Origin of the sequence: Nitratireductor sp. StC3, assembly GCF_003015025.1 — a bacterium.
GTDB lineage: Bacteria > Pseudomonadota > Alphaproteobacteria > Rhizobiales > Rhizobiaceae > Mangrovimarina > Mangrovimarina alexandrii.
This window is the reverse complement of sequence record NZ_PYBP01000009.1, coordinates 106,970-125,898: the sequence shown is the minus strand read 5'-3', so window position 1 is coordinate 125,898 and position 18,929 is coordinate 106,970. Positions and strand designations below refer to the sequence as shown.

Below are 18,929 nucleotides of genomic sequence, written 5' to 3'. Positions count from 1 at the left end.
GGTTTCTATGGATCGGGATTGATGTCCGAAAAGCGAACGACCGCCGCGGGCGGTATGGAACATTCCTTCGGCTTTCGCGCCGTCGCGGCGGCGGACAAGCAGCCCATGGTCAACGAGGTGTTCGACAAGGTCGCGCGCCGCTACGACGTCATGAACGATTTCATGTCGGCGGGCCTGCACAGGGTCTGGAAGGACGCCATGGTCACCTGGCTCAACCCGCCGAAGCGGGCGGACTACCGGGTGCTCGACGTGGCCGGCGGCACCGGCGACATCGCCTTTCGCATCGTCGAGGCGTCGGGGCGCCAGGCCCACGCCACGGTGCTCGACATCAATGGCGAGATGCTGGCCGTCGGCAGAGAGCGCGCGGCCAAGCGCGGCTATGACGACAATGTCGATTTCATCGAGGCCGATGCGCAGGATCTGCCGTTTGCGGACGACAGTTTCGACGCCTATACGATCGCCTTCGGCATCCGCAACGTGCCGGTGATCGACAAGGCCCTTTCGGAGGCTTTTCGCGTGCTCAAGCCGGGCGGCCGTTTTCTGTGCCTGGAATTTTCCGACGTCGAGATGCCGCTGCTCGACCGTGCCTACGAATTCTGGTCGTTCGAGGCGATCCCGCGCATCGGCCGCGCGGTCGCCGGCGAGGCGGAGCCCTATCGCTACCTGGTCGAATCGATCCGCAAATTCCCCAACCAGCGCGACTTCGCCGCCATGATCGCGGCGGCCGGCTTCGACCGGGTCACCTACCGCAACTATACCGGCGGCATCGCGGCGCTGCATTCCGGCTGGAAACTTTGAGGACGGATCCGCAATGAGCACGGCCGGGGCTTATTTCCGGCTCGCACGCGCGGGCTGGGTCATGGTGCGCGAGGGCGTTTTCGCCGCCCTGCCCGGCGACCAGCTCGTCGGCCTGCCGAAACTGGGTTGGCGGCTGTCGCGGATCCTCGCCCGGCGTCGTGCGGCGGGGCGCGATCGCTCGGAGAACCTGTCCAAGGCCGCGGCGCGGCTGGGGCCGTCCTATGTCAAGCTCGGCCAGTTCCTGGCAACCCGTCCCGACGTTGTCGGCGCGGATGTCGCGCTCGACCTCGCCAGTCTCCAGGACCGTATGGAAACCTTTCCGCGCGCGCAGGCCGTGGCGACCGTCGAGGCCTCGCTCGGCAGGCCGGTCGACCAACTCTACGGCACGTTCGGCGATCCGGTGGCCGCCGCCTCGATCGCCCAGGTCCATCGCGCCACCAGCGTCGAGACCGGCGCTCCGGTCGCCGTCAAGGTGATCCGTCCCGGCGTTCGGCGCCGCTTCTTCCACGACCTCGAAAGCTATTTCGTCGCCGCGCGCCTCCAGGAACGGTTCATCCCCGCTTCCCGTCGCCTGCGTCCGGTCGAGGTCACCCAGACCCTGGCCCAGACCACCAAGATCGAGATGGATCTCAGGCTGGAGGCGGCCGCGCTGTCGGAGATCGCGGAAAACACCAAGGACGATCCCGGCTTTCGCGTGCCGACGGTCGACTGGGCGCGCACCGGCCGCGACGTGCTTACGCTCGAATGGATAGACGGCGTCAAGCTTTCCGATATCGAGGGTGTGCGCGCGGCCGGCCACGACCTGGAGGCACTTTCCGTTTCGCTGATCCAGACCTTCCTGCGTCACACGCTCCGCGACGGTTTCTTCCATGCCGACATGCATCCCGGAAATCTGTTCGTCCAGGCCGACGGCACCATCGTGGCGGTCGATTTCGGCATCACCGGCCGCCTCGGCAAGAAGGAACGCCGCTTCCTGGCCGAAATCCTCTATGGTTTCATCACGCGCGACTATCGTCGGGTGGCCGAGGTGCATTTCGAGGCCGGTTACGTGCCGGCCAACCACGACGTTGCCGCCTTTGCCCAGGCGATCCGCGCGATCGGCGAGCCGATCCACGGTCAGCCCGCCGAGACGATCTCCATGGCCCGGCTGTTGACGCTGCTGTTCGAGGTCACCGAGCTTTTCGACATGACCACGCGCACCGAGCTGGTGTTGTTGCAAAAAACCATGGTCGTGGTCGAGGGGGTGTCGCGCTCGCTCGATCCGGCCTTCAACATGTGGAAGGCGGCCGAGCCGGTGGTGCGCGAATGGATTGCCTCGCATCTCGGGCCCCAGGGCATGCTGTCGGATGCGCGCGACGGCGTTGCAGCCGTGCTGTCGTTGGCCCGCCAGGCGCCCGAACTGGCGGCGCGCACCGAAAAACTGTCGCGCGAGATCGACCATATGGCCGAGCACGGCCTGCGTTTCGACGACGCGACAGCCAAGGCGATCGGCAAGGCCGAGGCGCGCGCCGCCCGCTCCGGCCGCATCGCGCTTTGGGTGATCGCGGCGACGCTGGTGTGGATCGCCTGGGCGCTGGATTGATTGCAATGATTGCGATGCATACATTGCAATCAAACGGAGCCGGACCATGGCGTCACTAACGATCCGCAACATCGAGACCGAGGTGAAGAGCGGCCTGAGGCTCAGGGCGGCAAGGCGTGGCGCGTCGATGGAAGAGGAGGCCCGGTCGATCCTGCGCGCTGTCGTCACTTCAGATATCGCTCTGGACGATCTTTCCGCTGCCGGCCCGCCCGCCCGCCAAAGTGCCTGGGAGGGTATCCGAAAGCTACGGGAAGAATATGGTACGTTCGACCTCGATGTCCCGGAGCGCAAGGCGATTGCGGGTGATCGACCAGTCTTCGATTGATAGTGGGGATGTTCCTCATCGACACCAATCTGGTCTCGGAAATGTTCAGGCCGAAGCCTGACGCGGGTGTCGTGCGCTTTCTTGAAGAAACGCCGCGCTCGGCGCTGTTGCTTTCATCGATCGTCGTCGGCGAGCTTTATCTAGGGCTGGCCCTTATGCCCGAGGGGCGTCGACGAGAGGCGCTCACGGTGATGATCGACGCGTTCGTCGACGCCGGCGGCGCGGCGGCCATACTGTCCTTTGGCAAGGAGGAGGCATTGCATTATGCCGGTATCGCGGCACGGCGGCGCCGAATGGGGCGGCCAATCACGGAACCCGATGCACAGATCGCCGCGATAGCGGCGGCACATCGGCTCCCTCTTGTCACCCGCAATGTCCGCGATTTCGAGGATTGTGGGATCGATCTCATTAATCCATGGGAGGCGGCCCTATGGCCTTTTCCGGCACGCGCATCCTGTTGATCATTTCCGGCGGTATAGCGGCCTACAAGTCGCTCGACCTGATCCGCCGCCTGCGCGAGCGCGGCGCGCATGTGCGCTGCGTGATGACCGAGGCCGCGCATCAGTTCGTCACGCCGCTTTCGGTCGGCGCGCTCACCGCCGATCACGTCTTCACCGATCTGTTCGACCGCCAGGCCGAGCACGATGTCGGCCATATCCGGCTGTCGCGCGAGGCCGACCTGATCGTGATCGCGCCGGCAAGCGCCGATCTCCTGGCCAGGATGGCGCACGGGCTGGCGAACGATCTGGCAACCGCCGTGCTGCTTGCCAGCGACAAGAAGGTGCTCGCCGCGCCGGCGATGAACCCGGCGATGTGGAACCATCCGGCCACGCGGCGCAACATCGAGACGCTGCGCGGCGACGGCGTTGTCTTTGTCGGCCCGGCCACCGGCGAGATGGCCGAGAGCGGCGAGGCCGGCGAGGGCCGCATGGCCGAACCGCTGGAGATCGTCGCAGCGATCGAGGCGAGCCTCGACGGCGGTTCGAAGCCGCTCGCCGGCAAGAAGATCGTCATGACCTCTGGTCCGACCCATGAGCCGATCGATCCGGTGCGCTATATCGCCAACCGCTCGTCCGGCAAGCAGGGCCATGCGATCGCCGCGGCGCTGGCGCGGCTGGGAGCCGATGTTCGTCTCGTCTCCGGTCCGGTGGCGATCCCCGACCCGGCAGGGGTCGATACCCTTCATGTCGAGAGCGCGCGCCAGATGCACGACGCCGTGCTTGCGCTCTTGCCGGCCGATGCCGGCATCTTCGTCGCCGCCGTTGCCGACTGGCGCACGCAGGATGCCGCGGGCGAGAAGATCAAAAAAGTCGCCGGCGAAGGGCCGCCGGCGCTGCAGATGGTGGAAAATCCCGATATTCTGGCCACGATCGGCCATCATCGGCAACGGCCGGGCCTGGTGATCGGGTTCGCCGCCGAAACCGCCGACGTGGAGACCAACGCGGCCGCCAAGCTTGCCAGGAAAGGCGCCGATCTGATCGTGGCCAACGACGTGTCGCATGACAGCGGCATCGGGGCGTCTGGCGTGATGGGCGGTGACCGCAACCGGGTACGCATCGTGTCGGGCGACGGATCCGACGCCTGGCCGGAAATGACCAAGGACGAGGTCGCCGCGCGACTGGCCGCGCTGGTCGCGGCGCGGCTGGCGTGAACAAGCGCGTCGTCGACGGCGTGCTCGAGGCGCCAACGCTCGAGACGGAGCGGCTGGTGCTGCGCGCCCATCGGCCGGAGGATTTCGACGCCTACGCGGCAATGTGGGGCGATCCGGAAATGGCGCGTTACGTTGGCGGAAAACCATTCAGCCGCGAAGAGGCTTGGGCGCGCATGCTGCGCCATCGCGGTCTGTGGGCGATGCTCGGCTTCGGCTTTTGGGTGGTGACCGATCGCGCCGACGGCACGCTGATCGGCGAGGCCGGCGTGCAGGAACTCAACCGCGACATCGACCCGCCGATCGCCGGCATGCTGGAGGCCGGGTGGGGCGTGATGCCGCGCGTCCAGGGGCGCGGTCTCGCCCGCGAGGCGGCGCGCGCGGCTATAGGCTGGGCGGAGACGCGGTTTCCCAGCCGGCCGTTCGCCTGCCTGATCGACGCCGGTCACGTCCGCTCGATACGGCTTGCCCGCGATCTCGGCTTCCACGATTTCGCCGTGACCCGATACGCCGGCGAGCAGGTGGTCGTGATGCGCCGCTGACTGCTGCGCGATCGAACCCGCCCGGCGATGATTGCGGATGTTGAACACTATGTCACCGCTGCCGCCGCTGCGCGACCCGGCCGGTATCGCCATATTGAGCGGGACCGCAACCACGGAGGCAGAGAAAATGTCCATTCGTCCCGTGAAGCAGCTCAGCCAGGCCCAGCCGACCGTCGAGGGCGCCGGCGTCAGGCTTGATCGCGCTTTCGGCTTCGGCGATCCCAAGCTCGCCGATCCGTTCCTGCTGTTCGACGATTTCCGCAACGAGCGGCCGGAGGACTACCGGGCCGGTTTCCCCTGGCATCCGCATCGCGGCATCGAGACCATCACCTATGTGCTGGCCGGTTCCGTGGACCATGCCGACAGCCTCGGCAATGCCGGCTCGCTCGGCGCCGGCGACGTGCAATGGATGACGGCCGGCAGCGGCATCCTGCACCAGGAAATGCCGCAGGGCGACCAGGCCGGACGCATGCACGGCTTCCAGCTCTGGGCCAATCTGCCGTCGAGCCACAAGATGACGCAGCCGCGCTACCAGGACGTCAAGGCAGCCGAGATACCCGAGATCGTCGACGATGACGGCACCCGGGTGCGTGTGGTGGTCGGCGAGTTCTGGGGCAAGAGCGGCCCGGTCGACGGCATCGCGGCCGATCCGCAATATCTCGATGTGTGGGTGCCGCCGGGCCGGCGCAAGGTGCTGCCCGTCGACACCTATCGCAGCGCCTTCGCCTATATTTTCGAGGGTTCGGGAACCTTTCGCGACGCTTCGAGGCCGTTTGGCGTGCTGCTCGAGAAGGAGGTCGACGGCCGCGAGGTGCATCTGCGCGACATGAGCGGCGACTGCACGCTGGTCGTGTTCGACACCGGCGACGAGGTGGTGGTGCAGGCCGGCGAAAACGGCATCCGTTTCCTGCTGGTTTCCGGCAAGCCGATCCGTGAGCCGGTCGCCTGGCACGGACCGATCGTGATGAATACGCGCGCCGAACTGATGCAGGCCTTTTCGGAACTTAACGCCGGCACCTTCATTCGCGAAGGCGCGGCGCGCTGACCGGGCCCGTCGTGAGGCGGCGCATGACGCGCCGCCTTACCGGGTTTCGAAGATCTGGATGAGATTGCCGCACGTGTCCTCGAAAAGCGCGATTGCGGGCAAGCCTTCCATCGCGGTCGGCTCGCCGCGAAATCTGACGCCCTTGGCGCAGAGCCGTTTGTGGTCCGCTTGAATGTCGTCGCTGGCAAAGGAGGCGGCGGCAATCCCGGCTTCAAAGAGCGCCTTTTGGTAGTCGCGCGCGAAATCGTAACCGACCGGTTCCAGAAGCAGCTCCGTTCCTTCGGTCTCTGCGGACGTTGCCACCGTCAGCCAGCGTGCGCCGCCGACCGCGAAATCCTGTTTCTTTTCGAAACCCAGAATGTCGGTATAGAATTTTTCGGCCTTGTCCTGATCGTCGACCAGCACGCTTGTCAGTGCGATTTTCAGCATGTTCTGCCTCCATTGGCATCGAAGGGTCGCCGTACGGGAGCGGGCAATGCCTGCCCCGCCGACGCGGCTCCGGCATCCTAAGTCCGGGCGAAGCGCTCCTTGTAGTCCGCCTCCAGCGCGGTGATGCGCGACCAGAAGGGCGGTGTCGCCGTGCCTGCGAGAGCGGCCTCCAGGACGGCGAGATGGGCATGCCAGCCGCTGGAAACATTGGCCATTGCGTCGGCATCGGCGAGCCGCGTGTGGGTCACCACCAGCAAGACTTCGTCTCCGTCCGGGAAAAGCTCGAACCGCACCACACTGTCCTCGCCGTCGCCCGGCCAGGTCATGGCAAGCACGCGCGGCGGATCGCATTCCAGAATGCGGGCTTCGGCGACAACGCCGTTCTCGTTCATCTCGCAATAGCGTGCCGGCGGGGCCTCGTCGGTGAAATTGGCGTGGCGGAACACGAGCCGCACCGCGCCGCCGGCGCGCAGCTCCATGTCGCCGTCGGCGAGCCATTGCCGGCGCTTGTCGGCCTGTGTCAGATAGGCCCAGATCCGTTCGGCCGGGCCCGGCAGGCGGCGCTCCAGGCGTACCGTGTCGGCCGCCGTCGCGACGCCGTAGCTCTCATCAAACATCGCCCTTCCTTTCTTGATTGCGCGACGGGGTGGGGCGGGACGAATTTGCCGGCCCGGTTTGCCGCGCCTGTGCGTCCTCGGCCTTGAGCAGGGTTTCGAGACGGTCGAGCCCGCGGGTCCAGAAGCGTTCGTAATGGTTGAGCCAGGCCTGCGCCTCGGCGAGCCGCGCCGCCTCGAGACGGCACAGATGCGTGCGTCCGCGCACCTCGCGCCGCACCAGGCCGGCGCGTTCCAGTACCTTCACGTGCTTGGCCGCGCCGGCGAAGCTCATCGCATAGGGGGCGGCCAGCTCGCCGACGCTGAGTGCGCCGTCGCGAAGCCGGGCCAGCATGCCGCGCCGCGTGCGATCCGACAGGGCATGAAAGACAATATCCAGGGAGCCGTTTGCTTGTTCAACCATTAGGTTGAATTAATGCGAGGCCGGATAATTGTCAACCGTTCGGTATAATAACGGGTCCGAAAAAAGGCCGGTGCGGGACCGGCCTTTCGTCAAATATAGGCGAGCGCTCGCTCAGGCGGCCGGCTGCTTGGTCTTGCGCAGATAGGGCAGCACCGTATCGAAGGCGCCGAACTTCTGCTTCGCCGCCTCGTCGCCGACCGAGGTCGGGATGATGACGTCGTCGCCGACATTCCAGTTGGCCGGCGTGGCGATGGTGTGCTTGGCCGCCGTCTGCAGCGCGTCCAGTGCCCGCAGCACCTCGGCGAAGTTGCGGCCGACATTCATCGGATAGGTCATCGACAGCTTGAGCTGCTTGTCGGGACCGATGATGAACACCGAGCGCACGGTGGCGCTGTCGTTGGGCGTGCGACCGTCCGGCAGGTAGGCTTCGGCCGGCAGCATGTCGAACGCCTTGGAAACCGCGAGCCCCTCGTCGGCGATGATCGGAAACTTGGCCTGCGCGCCGCCGACCTTCTCGATGTCGCCCTTCCATTTCTTGTGGTCCTCGACACCGTCGACCGAAATGCCGATCACCTTGGTGCCGCGCTTGGTCCATTCGTCGTCGAGCTGCGCGACCGCGCCGAATTCCGTGGTGCAGACCGGCGTGAAGTCCTTCGGGTGGGAAAACAGGATCGCCCAGCTGTCGCCGATCCAGTCATGCAGCTTGAACGTGCCCTGATCGGTTTCGACGGTGAGATTGGGGATCGTGTCGTTGATGCGCAAACCCATGGCGGTCTCCTTGCTGTTCGTCCGGATCGCATGTCCGGGTGTTTATGTCGGTGCGATCATAGCCGAATTCAAAGACGATTCGAGGAAATGGACCGCGCATTTCGTCGCGGTCGGGAATGAAACCGTTCCGAACGAGACGAAAACGGAATTCCGTTCCCGCGCGTCGCCGAACGCTGCCGCTACGCCGCGTCCCGGGCCTGGTAATCCTTGACGGCGTCGAAGCGAACCGCTTTCCAGCGCTCGGCCTCGTAGGTGAGGCCGAATTCGTGTGGCGCGAGAAACACCGGGTCGCCGTCGAGGTCGCGGGCGATGTCGCCGCGATGCGCATCGATGAAGCGCTGCAATTCGTCCTTGTCGGCGGTGATCCACCGGCAGACCGAAAACCGCGCCGTCTCGAAATCCACCGGCAGCGAATATTCCACCTCGAGCCGGACCTTCAAGACGTCGAGCTGCAGCGCGCCGACGACGCCGACGATCGCCGGCGAGCCGTCCTCGGGCAGGAAAAGCTGCACCACGCCTTCCTCGGCCATCTGCTGCAGCGCTTCCCGCAGCTTCTTGGCCTTCATCGGGTCGCCGAGCCGCACCCGGCGCAGGATTTCGGGCGCGAAGTTGGGCACGCCGCGGAAATAGAGTTCTTCGCCTTCCGTCAGCGTATCGCCGATCCTCAGCGTGCCGTGATTGGGAATGCCGACCACGTCGCCGGCATAGGCCTCGTCGGCGGTGACGCGCGTCTTGGCGAAGAAGAACTGCGGCGCCGACAGGCTCATCGGCTTGCCGGTCCTGACCAACTTGGCCTTCATGCCGCGCGCGAGCTTGCCCGAACAGACCCGCACGAAGGCGATCCGGTCGCGATGGTTGGGGTCCATATTGGCTTGGATCTTGAACACGAACGAGGTCATTTTCGGTTCGCTCGCCTCGACCCTGCGTGCATCGGCCTCCTGGGCGCGCGGCTGCGGGGCAAACGCCCCCAGCGCGTCGATCAGGTCGCGCACGCCGAAATTTCTGAGCGCGGAACCGAAATAGACCGGCGTCAGGTGCCCCTCGCGAAAAGCCTGCAGGTCGAACGGTCGGCACGCGCCGCGCGCAAGCTCCAGCTCCTCAATGAAATCGGCACGCTCGTTTTCCGGCAAAAGCCCGGCCACGCGGTTGGAGTCAGGCCCGTTGACCGGCAGGCGCTCGACCTGGTCGTCGCCGCGCCGGACCGCATTGTCGGCGAGATGGTAGGTGCCGGCAAACGTCTTGCCGCGCCCGATCGGCCAGGTCACCGGCGCCGTGTCGAGCGCTAGCTTGGCCTCGATCTCGTCGAGGATCTCGAACGGGTCGCGGGTTTCGCGGTCCATCTTGTTGACGAACGTGACGATCGGGATGTCGCGCAGCCGGCATACTTCGAACAGTTTCAGCGTGCGCGGCTCGATGCCCTTGGCCGCGTCGATCACCATGACCGCCGAATCCACCGCCGTCAGCGTGCGGTAGGTGTCGTCGGCGAAATCCTCATGGCCCGGTGTGTCGAGCAGGTTGAAGACATGGTCGCCATATTCGAACGTCATCACCGAGGTGACGACCGAAATGCCGCGCTCGCGCTCGATCTTCATCCAGTCCGAACGTGTCTGGATCTTGTCCTTCTTGGCCTTTACCTCGCCGGCGAGCTGGATCGCGCCGCCAAACAAAAGCAGCTTTTCCGTCAGCGTGGTCTTGCCCGCGTCCGGGTGAGAAATGATCGCGAAGGTCCGGCGGCGCGCAACAGCCTTGTCGAGTGTCTCTGCCATGTCGAGGATGTCCGTTGAATGGCGCGCTTATAACCGCGCCGGTCGTGCCTGTCGAACGGGAATTGTCCGGCCGCGGCGGCTCTGCCGGACAGGCGGCCTTGGATTATTCGAAGGCGCAAGGCCAGTTCCGCGGCGCCGTCAATCCCCGCGGCAGCTTGGTTGCCGCGTCGCCGCAGGCAATCTCGATCTGCTCCTGCCGCAATCCGGTCGCCGCCCCGAGATCGACGCCCTCGAACCGGGTCAGGAACAGGAAGGCGCCGGCGAAGTCGACCGGGCCTTCCAGCGTCGTGCCGCGAAAATCCGCCCGCGACAGGTTGGCGAGCGCGAAACTGTTGTTTGCCAGTGCCGATCCGGAAAACTCGGCCCGGCCGAGTTCGGCTTTCTGGAAATCCGCGCCTTTCAGCCAGGCATCGATGAACCGGCTGCGCTGCAACTCGGCGCTGGCAAAGGACGCGTTTTCGGCCGACAGGCCCGACAGGTCGCTGCGATAGGCCTCCACCTTGCCGAAATTGGCTTTTTCGGCGCTGGCGCCGGCAAGCGAGGCGCGCAACAGTGTCGCCTTTTCCAGATTGGCTGAATTCAGGCGCGCGCCGCGCAGATCGGTTTCGCTGAAATCCGTGTCGACGAGCGTGGCCCCTTCCAGATTGGCATCCTTCAGGATCAGCCTGCTCTTGTTGCAGTCGCGCCAGTCGATGCCGGGAACGGGCGCGCTGCGGCAGTTGGCGGCCTCGGCAGCCCCAGCAACGCACGCGAGCGCGACAGCCAATCCGACCAGCGGCACCGGTTTGCGGCGGGGTCGCGTCGTTGGGATGGTGGGTTTTGTTGGCGCCAAGGTTCGAACCTGCCCCGGGTCGATGCTGCGCTCCCTTACTACAGCAAGCGTCGGGCGGTCGCAAAGCGTATCGGCTCTTCGTCGGCAAACATCCTGGGGAGGCCTGCCTATTGTTTGTACACTGACGGTTGACAGTATCACTATATGTCAGTTGGATGACAGCAGTGGGGACAGCAATCATATCGGGAGGATGATGGCTGAGGGGGGAGCCCGGCTTGTCGTCGTTGGAGGCGGGACAGCCGGATGGATCGCGGCGCTGATGCTTCAGCGTCACGCCGCGAGCGCCGACATGGCACTCGACATCGTGGTGGTCGAATCGAGCCGCATTCCGACGATCGGCGTGGGGGAGGGCACGACCGCCGTGTTCCGTCAGGTGCTGATGGATCTGGGCATCGACGAGACCGATTTCGTGCGCAGGACCGGCGCGACCGTCAAGTTCGGCATCCGACACAAGGATTGGCGCCGCAAGGGCCACTGCTATGACGGGCCGATCGACGACCCCAATCTTTTGGCGTTGTCGCGGCAGTTCATGCCCGGCGAACAGCAGTCGATGCTACACATCTATGCCGTGTCGACCGGCCGCAGCGTTGCCGATATCCATTTGTTCGGCGAACTTATGCAGCGCCGCAAATCGCCCTTCGGCCTCGATGGCGACGAGCTCGTCCCGGCCGGACCGTTCCAGCACGCTTTCCATTTCGACCAAGCTAAGGTGGGCGCCTATCTGCGCGAGATCACCGCCGGTGTGCAACTGATCGACGCCGAGGTCGCCGATCTGCGCCGCGATGCCGAGACCGGTACTATCGAGGCTCTGGTGATGACCGACGGCACCGAACTCGCCGGCGATTTTTTCGTCGACTGTACCGGTTTCCGGCGCAAGCTGATCGGCGAGGGCATGGGCGCGAAATGGATGTCTTACCAGGACCACCTGCCGGTGAACCGCGCCATGCCGTTCTGGCTCGACCATGACGAGACGGAAGACATCGCCCCCTTCACCCTGGCCTGGGCGCAGGAGGCTGGCTGGATGTGGGCGGTCCCCACCCGGGAGCGTATCGGCTGCGGCTACGTCTATTCCGACGCGTTTACCACGCCTGACGAGGCCAAGTGTGAGATCGAACGCGCACTCGGCCGCGAGATCGAGCCGCGTGCCGATTTGCGCTTCGACAGCGGCCGCCTCGACCGCGCCTGGATCGGCAATTGCCTGGCGCTCGGCCTGTCGTCGAGTTTTCTGGAGCCGCTGGAGGCGACCTCGATTCACGGCACGATCGTGCAGTTGATGCTGTTCACCCGCTTCTTTTTCGACAAGGCTGGCCATGCCGACGACACAATGCGGCAACGTTACAATGACGCCGTGTCACGCCAGCTCGGCGATTTCCGCGACTTCATCAACCTGCATTATGTCGGCGAGCGCGACGAACCGTTCTGGCGGCATGCCCGTGGCGAATGCATGAACGAGGCCACCCGCGACATGCTCGCCTTTTGCACCGAAAACATGCCGCGCCGCGCCGATTTTCAGCCTTTTCCGGGCGACCTGCCGCACATCAACGAACAGCTTTTTTATCCGGTGCTCGACGGGCTCGGTCATTTGCAGCGCACCGTGGCCAAGACCGAGATGGCCGCCAGTCCGAAAGTGCGCGCCCATGCCCGCAAGGCGGTCGACGCCCATGTGCGCGACTACAAGAAGGCGGCCGGCGACTGCCTCGGCCACCGGCATTATCTCGACCTCGTGGCGGAAGGGGCCGTCAGCTTCCGCTGGCAATAGCCCTGTCTTCTTGGCACGCCCGAGACCGGCCGACCTCCGGCCCGTTCGCGCCTCTGCGGTGCGTGTGCTCGAACAGGTCGCGTACGATCCGGCTGGCCGTGGTTTGAAAGGCGAAAGGCAGGAAGGCATGTCCCAGCGCGGCGAGCGCCGCCAGGGCCAGGCGCCCGCCAAACCACAACGCGAACGCCATATGGCCGAAATAGGTTTCGTCGACCGAAGCCGGATGGTCGGTAAACAGCTTTGCCAGTCGTGTCTGCATGCGCGTCCTCCTGCCTATGCCGCCGCGAACGGCGGGCGTCCGAATTTCGCAAACAGAATAGTTCCTCTATGCGATAAGAAATTCCCAAAATTGTATTGAAAAACGCCCCTCTATGAGACAATTGTCCTTTCATGAAGATTGATCTCGATACGATTGATCGACGAATTCTGGCCGAACTTCAGCTCGACGCCACTTTGTCGGCCGAGCAGCTCTCGCAGCGTGTCGGCCTGTCGCGCAACGCCTGTTGGCGGCGGGTGCGCATGCTGGAGGAAAGCGGCGTCATTACGGGACGGGTCGCGCTGCTCGATCCCGAAAAGCTTGGTTATGGCCTTTCCGTCTTCATGCTGATCCGCACGTCCAGCCACGAGCCCGGCTGGCTGGAGAAATTCCGCGCCGCGGCGGCCTCTCTGCCGGAGATTACCGGCATTTACCGCATGTCGGGCGATCTCGACTATGTTCTGCGCGCGCGCGTTGCCGATATGAAGGCCTATGACAGGCTCTATCAACGCCTGATCGCCAAGGTGCCGCTGTCGGACTGCTCGGCGTCCTTCGTCATGGAGGAAATTCGCGAGACCACCACGCTCCCGATCCAGCACCGCTGAGGCTGCGCGGACGCGCTGGCACTTGCCTGCCTCTCGACCAGCGCGCACAGTTCATTCTGGGGCAGGGGGGATGCATGGGCTCTGGCGCCAAGGCCGTTTCGGTCCTGATACTCGTCGCTGCCGAGATGGCCGGGATGAGCCTGTGGTTCGTCTCCGCCGCCATCCTGCCCGAGATGGCGCGCGACGGGGCGATTTCCGACACCCGCCAGGCATTGTTGTCGAGCGGCGTGCAGGCCGGGTTCGTGCTCGGCGCGCTCGCCATCGCGATTTCGGGCCTTGCCGACCGGCTCGACCCGCGACGGGTTTTCGCGGCCTGCGCGCTCGCCGCCGCGCTTGCCAATCTGGCCCTTCTCGTCCTGCCGCCCGGCGGCAACGGTGCGATCGCCGCGCGCGTCGTTACCGGCGCGCTGCTGGCCGGCGTCTACCCGGTCGGCATGAAGATCGCCGTCGGCTGGGGCCTGCGCGATCGGGGCCTGCTCGTTGGGTTGCTGGTCGGCGCGCTCACCGTCGGCAAGGCGATGCCCTATCTCGCCGCCTATCTCGGCGGGACCGCGTGGCGGCCGACGGTGGCGCTGATCTCCGTTATTGCCGCTGCCGGTGGGCTTCTTGTGCTGGCGGCCGGTCTCGGGCCGCACCATGCCCGCGCACCGCGCTTCGATCCTTTCGCCATCCGGATCGCCTGGACGCATCCGCGTATCCGGCGGGCCTATCTGGGCTATTTCGGCCATATGTGGGAGCTGTTCGCGATGTGGGCCTGGGTCGGCGCGGCGCTGACCGTCTCCTATGCCGTGTCGATGGACACGCTCGCCGCCGAGAGCCTGGCCAAGCTGAGCACGTTCGCGGCGATCGCGCTCGGAGCTTTGTTCTGCGTGCCGGCCGGCTGGTACGCCGACCGCGTCGGCAAGGCCGAAATCACCATAGTCGCGATGGCGGTCAGCGGTGCCGCCGCTTTGTTGACCGCCTTGACCTTCGGCGGTCCGCCTTGGCTTACCTTCGCGCTGGTCGCGCTCTGGGGCATCGCCGTCATCCCCGATTCGGCGCAGTTTTCTGCCATCGTCGCCGACAATGCGCCGCCCGAACTCGTCGGCAGCCTGATGACCTTCCAGACCGCGCTCGGCTTCACCTTGACGATCGCCACCGTCCAGCTCACGCCGCTGGCGGCCGAGGCGTTCGGCTGGCCGGCGGTGCTGGCCGGGCTTGCCCTTGGACCCGCGGTCGGGATCGTGGCGATGCTGCCGCTGCGTCGGCGCGGCACGAGCGACATGTCTTAAGCCGGTTTTTTGCCGCGCCGCGCCCGTATGCGGAAACCGGGCCGTTGACCGCGCGCGCGGCGTCCGGCAAAGGAACGCCATGACCACCGCTCTCGGCATTATCCGCCTGCCGCACGCCGCCGGCCTCGACCGACCCGCCTATGCCAGTGCCGGCGCCGCCGGGCTGGATCTGCGCGCGGCCGTTCCCGAGGATCGCCAGATCATCGTGCTGCCGGGGCGGCGCGCCCTGGTGCCGACCGGCTTTATCTTCGAGATCCCCGACGGCTACGAGGGCCAGGTGCGGCCGCGCTCGGGCCTGGCGCTGAAGAACGGCATCACCTGCTTGAATGCCCCCGGCACCATCGACAGCGACTATCGCGGCGAGGTGAAGGTCCTGCTCGTCAATCTCGGCGAGGAGGATTTTGCGGTCACGCGCGGCCTGCGTATTGCCCAACTGGTGCTGGCGCCGGTTTCGCGCCTGCCGCTCGAGGAGCGCGAGCAGGCGACGGCGACCGGGCGCGGCGCCGGCGGGTTCGGTTCCACGGGCACGGCGTGACGATGCCGCCCCGGCTCGTGCTGTTCGATTGCGACGGGGTGCTGGTCGACACCGAGACCATCGCCAATCGCCGTCTGGTCGAATTGTTCAATGAGGCGGGTTTCGCCACCGATTACGCCTATTGCCGGCGCCATTTTTCCGGCCGCTCGCTGACATCGGTTCAAGAAGAGATCGAGGCTTCCGGAGTCAGGCTCGGTGCCGATTTCGTCGATCGCTGGAACGAGGGCCTGCCGGCGCTGTTTGCGGACCGGGTCGAGCCGATCCCGCATGTCAGGCAGGCCGTCGAGGCGGTTCGCGACGCCGGCATTGCCTATTGCGTGGCGACCTCGGCGCGCATTTCCAAGATGCACATCACGCTCGGCGCGACCGGGCTTCTGCCGCTGTTCGAACACGCCTTGTTTTCCGCCACCATGGTCGCGCGCGGCAAGCCCGCCCCCGATCTGTTCCTGCATGCGGCCGCGGCGATGGGGCATCCGCCCGAGGCCGCGATCGTCGTGGAAGATTCCGTGCCCGGCACCCGGGCCGGCAAGGCGGCGGGCATGACGGTGCTGTCATATGCCGGCGATCCGATGGCCGATCGCGACGGGCTGGTGGAAGCCGGCGGCATCCTGTTCGACGACATGCGCGACCTGCCCGCCCTGATCGGCCTTTGAACGACGGCGCCGGGCGCCGCCTTCGTGCCGTCCGGGTTTGTCAGCAGGTTCGGCCTGGACCAAGCGTCTCGACTTTGCAGGCGGCGGGTCGTCGACATAGCATTTCGCCGCGCCATATCCCACGGGAGGAAGAATGATGGACAAGGGCAGAATTTTTCGCGCGCTGCACGAGGCGCCCGCGCCATTTATCATCCCCAACCCGTGGGATGTTGGGACGGCACGGTTTTTAGCCTCGCTCGGCTTTACCGCGCTCGCCACCACCAGCGCGGGCTATGCGTTTTCGCGCGGCCGGCCGGATGGGGCGATCCCCTTCGACGACATGATCGGCCATTGTCGCGAGATCGTCGCCTCGAGCGACCTGCCCGTCTCCGCCGATCTCGAGCACGGCAAGGGCGACAGTCCCGACAGCGCGGCCGAAACGATCTTCGCCGCCGATGCCGCGGGACTTGCCGGCTGCTCGATCGAGGATTCGACCGGCGATCCCGACCGGCCGATCTACGAGTTCTCGCTGGCCGTTGAGCGTGTCGCAGCCGCCGTCGAGGCGGCGCGCTCGCTCGGCCACGATTTCGTCTTCACCGCCCGGGCTGAGAATTTCTTGTGGGGCATCCGCGATCTCGACGACACGATCAGGCGGTTGCAAGCCTTCGAAAAGGCCGGTGCGGACGTGCTCTATGCGCCGGCTCTGGCCGATATCGAAACGGTTCGCACCGTGTGCGCGGCGGTGTCGCGGCCGGTCAATGTTCTCGCCGTGCCGGGCCTGTCGGTCGCCGAACTGGCCGCGGCGGGCGTGAAGCGCATTTCGCTCGGCTCCAAACTCACCATCGCCGCCTTCGGGGCGGTCGAGGCCGCCGCGCGCGAAATGCTGGACGAGGGCAGTTTCGAATTCTCCCGCGGCGGACCGTCATTCGCGACACTGCAGAACCTGTTTTCCGCCGCCTGATCGCGCGCCGTCGCCTGGCGGGCGAACGCGGTGCGTCTCCGGCAGCGGGAACCGGCACCGACGTTGCCGCCTCCCGCCGGTCCCGTTGCGGCCGGTCAGAGCCTGCGCAGCACCAGCACGGTGTCGCCGCCCCGGTTCTTCAGCGTCAGCCGCGATCCGCGCTTCGTCACCCGGCTTGCCGCGGTCAGCGCCTGCGTGAAGGAGCGCTCGACATTCATCGCCGCCCGGTCCGGGCACATCATCTTGGTCTGCATCGGCGCGCTCGAGCGCCAGGCATCGCCATGCTGGGCGATCATTGCGGTGATGGTGTTGCAGCCGGCCTTGGCGCGCATGCCGCCATCGGCACCGATGTCGATGCGGGTGGCCTGCGACAGGGTCGGATCGAGCCTCACCAGATGGCCGGTCTGCGCCGCGGCTACCTGCTCGATGCGCCAGGCGCCGCGCACCGCCTCCGAGACACCCGTACGGGCTTGTTGGCCCTGCGGCTGAATCGCGCGCGCCGGCACGATATCAAAGATCTCCCAGCCGCGCGGCTTGCCCGTCGATACCGCGGCAAGCCGCGAGCCCGGGCCGACGCCCGCGCGTACCAGCTTGCCGTTCTGCACCGATTTAAGCGCGTGCGCGCTTCCGCCGAGCGCCAGCAGATGAAAACGTTCCCATCCGCGTGCATGCGGGCTGCCGGTTGCCAGAAACGTGCCGCCGCCCACGCCGGCGCGTATATAGGAATTGTCGGCCACGACGCGAAACGCCACCGTCCGGCCGTCGAGGCGCTGCATGTCGAGCCTCAAGGCCCGGCTGGCACTGTTTGCGGACGCGGCAAGCAGCCCATTGGCGACAGTGACGTATTTGCCGCTTTGTTTGGAGCGCAGCAGCACTTCCTCGGCACTGGCGGTCTGGCCGCCGAAGGCAAGAAACGCCGCGGCAATCGCGACAAGGCCGGTCAATTTCGTCAACATAAAGATCCCCCTGGATTGGCAATCGTTGCTTGATGATGCACGGATACTGACGTTGTTGATCTGAACGTCTATTGAAGCCGGCGTTCAGCCGCGGTTCACGATCCGGCTGGCCGGCGGCTTTATGCGATGGAGTTTTAATGACCGAACCGCTGAGGGTTGTCGATATGCATACCGGCGGCGAGCCGGTGCGCATCGTCACCGCTGGATATCCGCCTTTGCCTGCCGGCACGATCCTGCACAAGCGCGCTTATGTGCGCGACAATCTCGATCATCTGCGCCGGATCCTGATGTTCGAGCCGCGCGGCCATATCGACATGTACGGCGCGCTGCTGGTCGAGCCGGACCTGCCGGGTGCGGACCTGGCGGTGCTTTTTATGCACAATCAGGGATATTCGACCATGTGCGGCCATGCCGTCATCGCGCTGGGACGGTATGCTGTCGACGAGGGGCTGGTGCCGGCCGACGCGCCCGTCGCCACCGTCAACATTGAATGCCCTTGCGGCATGGTCGAGGCCACGGTTGAGATCATCGACGGCCGGGCGGGCGCGGTGTCGTTCAGGAGCGTGCCCTCCTTTGCCTTTGCCGCCGGCCGGTCGGTCGACCTGCCCGGATTCGGCCCGGTCGGCTTCGACATCGCCTATGGCGGTGCCTTCTACGCCCTGGCGGAGGCGGACCGGTTCGGTCTCGCATTCGGCCGCGATCCCGTGCGTGCCTTCGTCGATGCCGCGAGCGCGCTGACGGCAGCGGTCAAGCGCGCGTATCCGCTCGCCCATCCCGACCACGACGATCTCGCCTTTCTCTACGGGTCGATCCTGACCGATGGCGGCGACGGGGCGGGCGCTGCGACGAAAAATATCTGCGTTTTCGCCGATGCCCAGGTCGACCGCTCGCCGACCGGCTCGGGCGTTACCGCGCGGATGGCGGCCATGCATGCCGCCGGCGCAGTTGGTCTCGGCGAGCCCCGGTCGTTCGAAAGCATCACCGGTGCCGTTTTTACCGCCTGCGTCGAGCGGCAGGTCGACATCGGCGCCCGCCGCGGCGTCGAGGTCCGGGTCTCTGGTCGTGCCTATTATTGCGGCCGCGCCGAGTTCTCCGTCGAGCCGGACGATCCGCTCGGCGGTGGTTTTTTGGTGCGCTGAGCCGGCGGCAGCCAGCGGCCGGGCGACGGCGCTGGCCCATAGAAAAATCCGCCGTTCGCCGAG

Annotated in this window: 22 protein-coding genes; 14 read left to right on the top strand and 8 right to left on the bottom strand. The window is 66.0% G+C overall.

Annotated features, from left to right (window positions below):
- Window positions 1-21 precede the first annotated feature (21 nt).
- The 7 genes from ubiE to C7T96_RS17810 all read left to right on the top strand — a co-directional run bounded on the left by ubiE (window position 22) and on the right by C7T96_RS17810 (window position 5,940).
- Window positions 22-798, top strand: a complete 777-nt coding sequence (gene ubiE / locus C7T96_RS17840) for a bifunctional demethylmenaquinone methyltransferase/2-methoxy-6-polyprenyl-1,4-benzoquinol methylase UbiE (RefSeq protein ID WP_106572695.1) — start codon at window positions 22-24, stop codon at window positions 796-798.
- 13 nt (window positions 799-811) lie between these two features.
- Window positions 812-2,380, top strand: a complete 1,569-nt coding sequence (ubiB, locus tag C7T96_RS17835) for a 2-polyprenylphenol 6-hydroxylase (RefSeq protein WP_106572601.1) — start codon at window positions 812-814, stop codon at window positions 2,378-2,380.
- 46 nt (window positions 2,381-2,426) lie between these two features.
- Complete coding sequence (locus tag C7T96_RS17830) at window positions 2,427-2,705, top strand: plasmid stabilization protein (protein ID WP_106572600.1); 279 nt, start codon at window positions 2,427-2,429, stop codon at window positions 2,703-2,705.
- Between the two features lie 8 nt (window positions 2,706-2,713).
- Complete coding sequence (locus tag C7T96_RS17825) at window positions 2,714-3,166, top strand: type II toxin-antitoxin system VapC family toxin (protein WP_106572599.1); 453 nt, start codon at window positions 2,714-2,716, stop codon at window positions 3,164-3,166.
- Complete coding sequence (gene coaBC, locus C7T96_RS17820; protein WP_106572598.1) at window positions 3,136-4,356, top strand: bifunctional phosphopantothenoylcysteine decarboxylase/phosphopantothenate--cysteine ligase CoaBC; 1,221 nt, start codon at window positions 3,136-3,138, stop codon at window positions 4,354-4,356. The genes C7T96_RS17825 and coaBC overlap by 31 nt, the downstream gene beginning before the upstream one ends.
- Window positions 4,353-4,895, top strand: coding sequence for a GNAT family N-acetyltransferase (locus C7T96_RS17815; RefSeq protein ID WP_158264407.1), 543 nt, complete (start codon window positions 4,353-4,355; stop codon window positions 4,893-4,895). The genes coaBC and C7T96_RS17815 overlap by 4 nt, the downstream gene beginning before the upstream one ends.
- A 127-nt stretch (window positions 4,896-5,022) precedes the next feature.
- The gene (locus C7T96_RS17810) at window positions 5,023-5,940 is read left to right on the top strand and encodes a pirin family protein (protein WP_106572694.1); all 918 of its coding nucleotides are present in this window, start codon (window positions 5,023-5,025) and stop codon (window positions 5,938-5,940) included.
- 36 nt (window positions 5,941-5,976) lie between these two features.
- Here C7T96_RS17810 and C7T96_RS17805 read toward each other — a convergent pair whose 3' ends face one another.
- The 6 genes from C7T96_RS17805 to C7T96_RS17780 all read right to left on the bottom strand — a co-directional run bounded on the left by C7T96_RS17805 (window position 5,977) and on the right by C7T96_RS17780 (window position 10,686).
- Complete coding sequence (locus C7T96_RS17805) at window positions 5,977-6,369, bottom strand: VOC family protein (RefSeq protein ID WP_280951741.1); 393 nt, start codon at window positions 6,367-6,369, stop codon at window positions 5,977-5,979.
- 77 nt (window positions 6,370-6,446) lie between these two features.
- Window positions 6,447-6,986: an SRPBCC family protein gene (locus C7T96_RS17800; protein ID WP_106572596.1), complete on the bottom strand. Its 540-nt coding sequence runs from the start codon at window positions 6,984-6,986 to the stop codon at window positions 6,447-6,449.
- Window positions 6,979-7,386 carry a metalloregulator ArsR/SmtB family transcription factor gene (locus tag C7T96_RS17795; RefSeq protein ID WP_106572595.1) on the bottom strand — a complete coding sequence of 136 codons (408 nt, stop codon included), beginning with the start codon at window positions 7,384-7,386 and terminating at the stop codon, window positions 6,979-6,981. Before C7T96_RS17795 ends, C7T96_RS17800 begins: the two co-directional genes overlap by 8 nt.
- A 111-nt stretch (window positions 7,387-7,497) precedes the next feature.
- A complete protein-coding gene (locus C7T96_RS17790; RefSeq protein WP_106572594.1) occupies window positions 7,498-8,154 on the bottom strand; it encodes a peroxiredoxin in 657 nt (218 codons plus the stop codon).
- A gap of 179 nt (window positions 8,155-8,333) precedes the next feature.
- The gene (locus C7T96_RS17785) at window positions 8,334-9,920 is read right to left on the bottom strand and encodes a peptide chain release factor 3 (protein WP_106572593.1); all 1,587 of its coding nucleotides are present in this window, start codon (window positions 9,918-9,920) and stop codon (window positions 8,334-8,336) included.
- A 103-nt stretch (window positions 9,921-10,023) separates the two neighbouring features.
- Entirely contained in the window at window positions 10,024-10,686 is a 663-nt protein-coding gene (locus C7T96_RS17780) for a pentapeptide repeat-containing protein (RefSeq protein ID WP_348627256.1), read from the bottom strand.
- Here C7T96_RS17780 and C7T96_RS17775 point away from each other — a divergent pair.
- A complete protein-coding gene (locus C7T96_RS17775) occupies window positions 10,613-12,511 on the top strand; it encodes a tryptophan halogenase family protein (protein ID WP_106572592.1) in 1,899 nt (632 codons plus the stop codon). The genes C7T96_RS17780 and C7T96_RS17775 overlap by 74 nt on opposite strands.
- Here the strand turns inward: C7T96_RS17775 and C7T96_RS17770 are convergent.
- Entirely contained in the window at window positions 12,492-12,770 is a 279-nt protein-coding gene (locus C7T96_RS17770) for a DUF6356 family protein (RefSeq protein ID WP_238719936.1), read from the bottom strand. The two genes, C7T96_RS17775 and C7T96_RS17770, sit on opposite strands and share 20 nt — an antisense overlap.
- 131 nt (window positions 12,771-12,901) lie before the next feature.
- Here C7T96_RS17770 and C7T96_RS17765 point away from each other — a divergent pair, with 131 nt between their 5' ends.
- From C7T96_RS17765 to C7T96_RS17745, 5 genes are all read left to right on the top strand, one after another.
- Window positions 12,902-13,372 carry an Lrp/AsnC family transcriptional regulator gene (locus tag C7T96_RS17765; protein ID WP_106572591.1) on the top strand — a complete coding sequence of 157 codons (471 nt, stop codon included), beginning with the start codon at window positions 12,902-12,904 and terminating at the stop codon, window positions 13,370-13,372.
- A gap of 74 nt (window positions 13,373-13,446) precedes the next feature.
- Window positions 13,447-14,643, top strand: coding sequence for an MFS transporter (locus tag C7T96_RS17760; RefSeq protein ID WP_106572590.1), 1,197 nt, complete (start codon window positions 13,447-13,449; stop codon window positions 14,641-14,643).
- Window positions 14,644-14,722: 79 nt separating this feature from the next.
- Window positions 14,723-15,178, top strand: a complete 456-nt coding sequence (gene dut, locus C7T96_RS17755; protein WP_106572589.1) for a dUTP diphosphatase — start codon at window positions 14,723-14,725, stop codon at window positions 15,176-15,178.
- A 2-nt stretch (window positions 15,179-15,180) separates the two neighbouring features.
- On the top strand, window positions 15,181-15,831 hold the full coding sequence (locus C7T96_RS17750; RefSeq protein WP_106572588.1) for an HAD family phosphatase: 651 nt from the start codon (window positions 15,181-15,183) through the stop codon (window positions 15,829-15,831).
- A 136-nt stretch (window positions 15,832-15,967) separates the two neighbouring features.
- Window positions 15,968-16,771 (top strand): isocitrate lyase/phosphoenolpyruvate mutase family protein, encoded by an 804-nt coding sequence (locus C7T96_RS17745; RefSeq protein WP_106572587.1) that lies wholly within the window; start codon window positions 15,968-15,970, stop codon window positions 16,769-16,771.
- A gap of 95 nt (window positions 16,772-16,866) precedes the next feature.
- On the opposite strand, the gene C7T96_RS17740 is transcribed toward C7T96_RS17745, so the two are convergent.
- Window positions 16,867-17,727: an META domain-containing protein gene (locus tag C7T96_RS17740; protein WP_106572586.1), complete on the bottom strand. Its 861-nt coding sequence runs from the start codon at window positions 17,725-17,727 to the stop codon at window positions 16,867-16,869.
- Between the two features lie 137 nt (window positions 17,728-17,864).
- On the opposite strand from C7T96_RS17740, the gene C7T96_RS17735 reads away from it, so the two are divergent.
- The gene (locus C7T96_RS17735; protein WP_106572585.1) at window positions 17,865-18,866 is read left to right on the top strand and encodes a proline racemase family protein; all 1,002 of its coding nucleotides are present in this window, start codon (window positions 17,865-17,867) and stop codon (window positions 18,864-18,866) included.
- Window positions 18,867-18,929: the final 63 nt, after the last annotated feature.

Excerpts from the sequence above, each read along its gene's own strand:
- ubiE (WP_106572695.1), top strand. The coding sequence starts at position 22 with ATGTCCGAAAAGCGAACGACCGCCGCGGGCGGTATGGAACATTCCTTC.
- ubiB (WP_106572601.1), top strand. The coding sequence starts at position 812 with ATGAGCACGGCCGGGGCTTATTTCCGGCTCGCACGCGCGGGCTGGGTC.
- C7T96_RS17830 (WP_106572600.1), top strand. The coding sequence starts at position 2,427 with ATGGCGTCACTAACGATCCGCAACATCGAGACCGAGGTGAAGAGCGGC.
- C7T96_RS17825 (WP_106572599.1), top strand. The coding sequence starts at position 2,714 with ATGTTCCTCATCGACACCAATCTGGTCTCGGAAATGTTCAGGCCGAAG.
- coaBC (WP_106572598.1), top strand. The coding sequence starts at position 3,136 with ATGGCCTTTTCCGGCACGCGCATCCTGTTGATCATTTCCGGCGGTATA.
- C7T96_RS17810 (WP_106572694.1), top strand. The coding sequence starts at position 5,023 with ATGTCCATTCGTCCCGTGAAGCAGCTCAGCCAGGCCCAGCCGACCGTC.
- C7T96_RS17805 (WP_280951741.1), bottom strand. The coding sequence starts at position 6,369 with ATGCTGAAAATCGCACTGACAAGCGTGCTGGTCGACGATCAGGACAAG.
- C7T96_RS17800 (WP_106572596.1), bottom strand. The coding sequence starts at position 6,986 with ATGTTTGATGAGAGCTACGGCGTCGCGACGGCGGCCGACACGGTACGC.
- C7T96_RS17795 (WP_106572595.1), bottom strand. The coding sequence starts at position 7,386 with ATGGTTGAACAAGCAAACGGCTCCCTGGATATTGTCTTTCATGCCCTG.
- C7T96_RS17790 (WP_106572594.1), bottom strand. The coding sequence starts at position 8,154 with ATGGGTTTGCGCATCAACGACACGATCCCCAATCTCACCGTCGAAACC.
- C7T96_RS17785 (WP_106572593.1), bottom strand. The coding sequence starts at position 9,920 with ATGGCAGAGACACTCGACAAGGCTGTTGCGCGCCGCCGGACCTTCGCG.
- C7T96_RS17775 (WP_106572592.1), top strand. The coding sequence starts at position 10,613 with ATGCCGGGAACGGGCGCGCTGCGGCAGTTGGCGGCCTCGGCAGCCCCA.
- C7T96_RS17770 (WP_238719936.1), bottom strand. The coding sequence starts at position 12,770 with ATGCAGACACGACTGGCAAAGCTGTTTACCGACCATCCGGCTTCGGTC.
- C7T96_RS17765 (WP_106572591.1), top strand. The coding sequence starts at position 12,902 with ATGAAGATTGATCTCGATACGATTGATCGACGAATTCTGGCCGAACTT.
- C7T96_RS17760 (WP_106572590.1), top strand. The coding sequence starts at position 13,447 with ATGGGCTCTGGCGCCAAGGCCGTTTCGGTCCTGATACTCGTCGCTGCC.
- dut (WP_106572589.1), top strand. The coding sequence starts at position 14,723 with ATGACCACCGCTCTCGGCATTATCCGCCTGCCGCACGCCGCCGGCCTC.
- C7T96_RS17750 (WP_106572588.1), top strand. The coding sequence starts at position 15,181 with ATGCCGCCCCGGCTCGTGCTGTTCGATTGCGACGGGGTGCTGGTCGAC.
- C7T96_RS17745 (WP_106572587.1), top strand. The coding sequence starts at position 15,968 with ATGGACAAGGGCAGAATTTTTCGCGCGCTGCACGAGGCGCCCGCGCCA.
- C7T96_RS17740 (WP_106572586.1), bottom strand. The coding sequence starts at position 17,727 with ATGTTGACGAAATTGACCGGCCTTGTCGCGATTGCCGCGGCGTTTCTT.
- C7T96_RS17735 (WP_106572585.1), top strand. The coding sequence starts at position 17,865 with ATGACCGAACCGCTGAGGGTTGTCGATATGCATACCGGCGGCGAGCCG.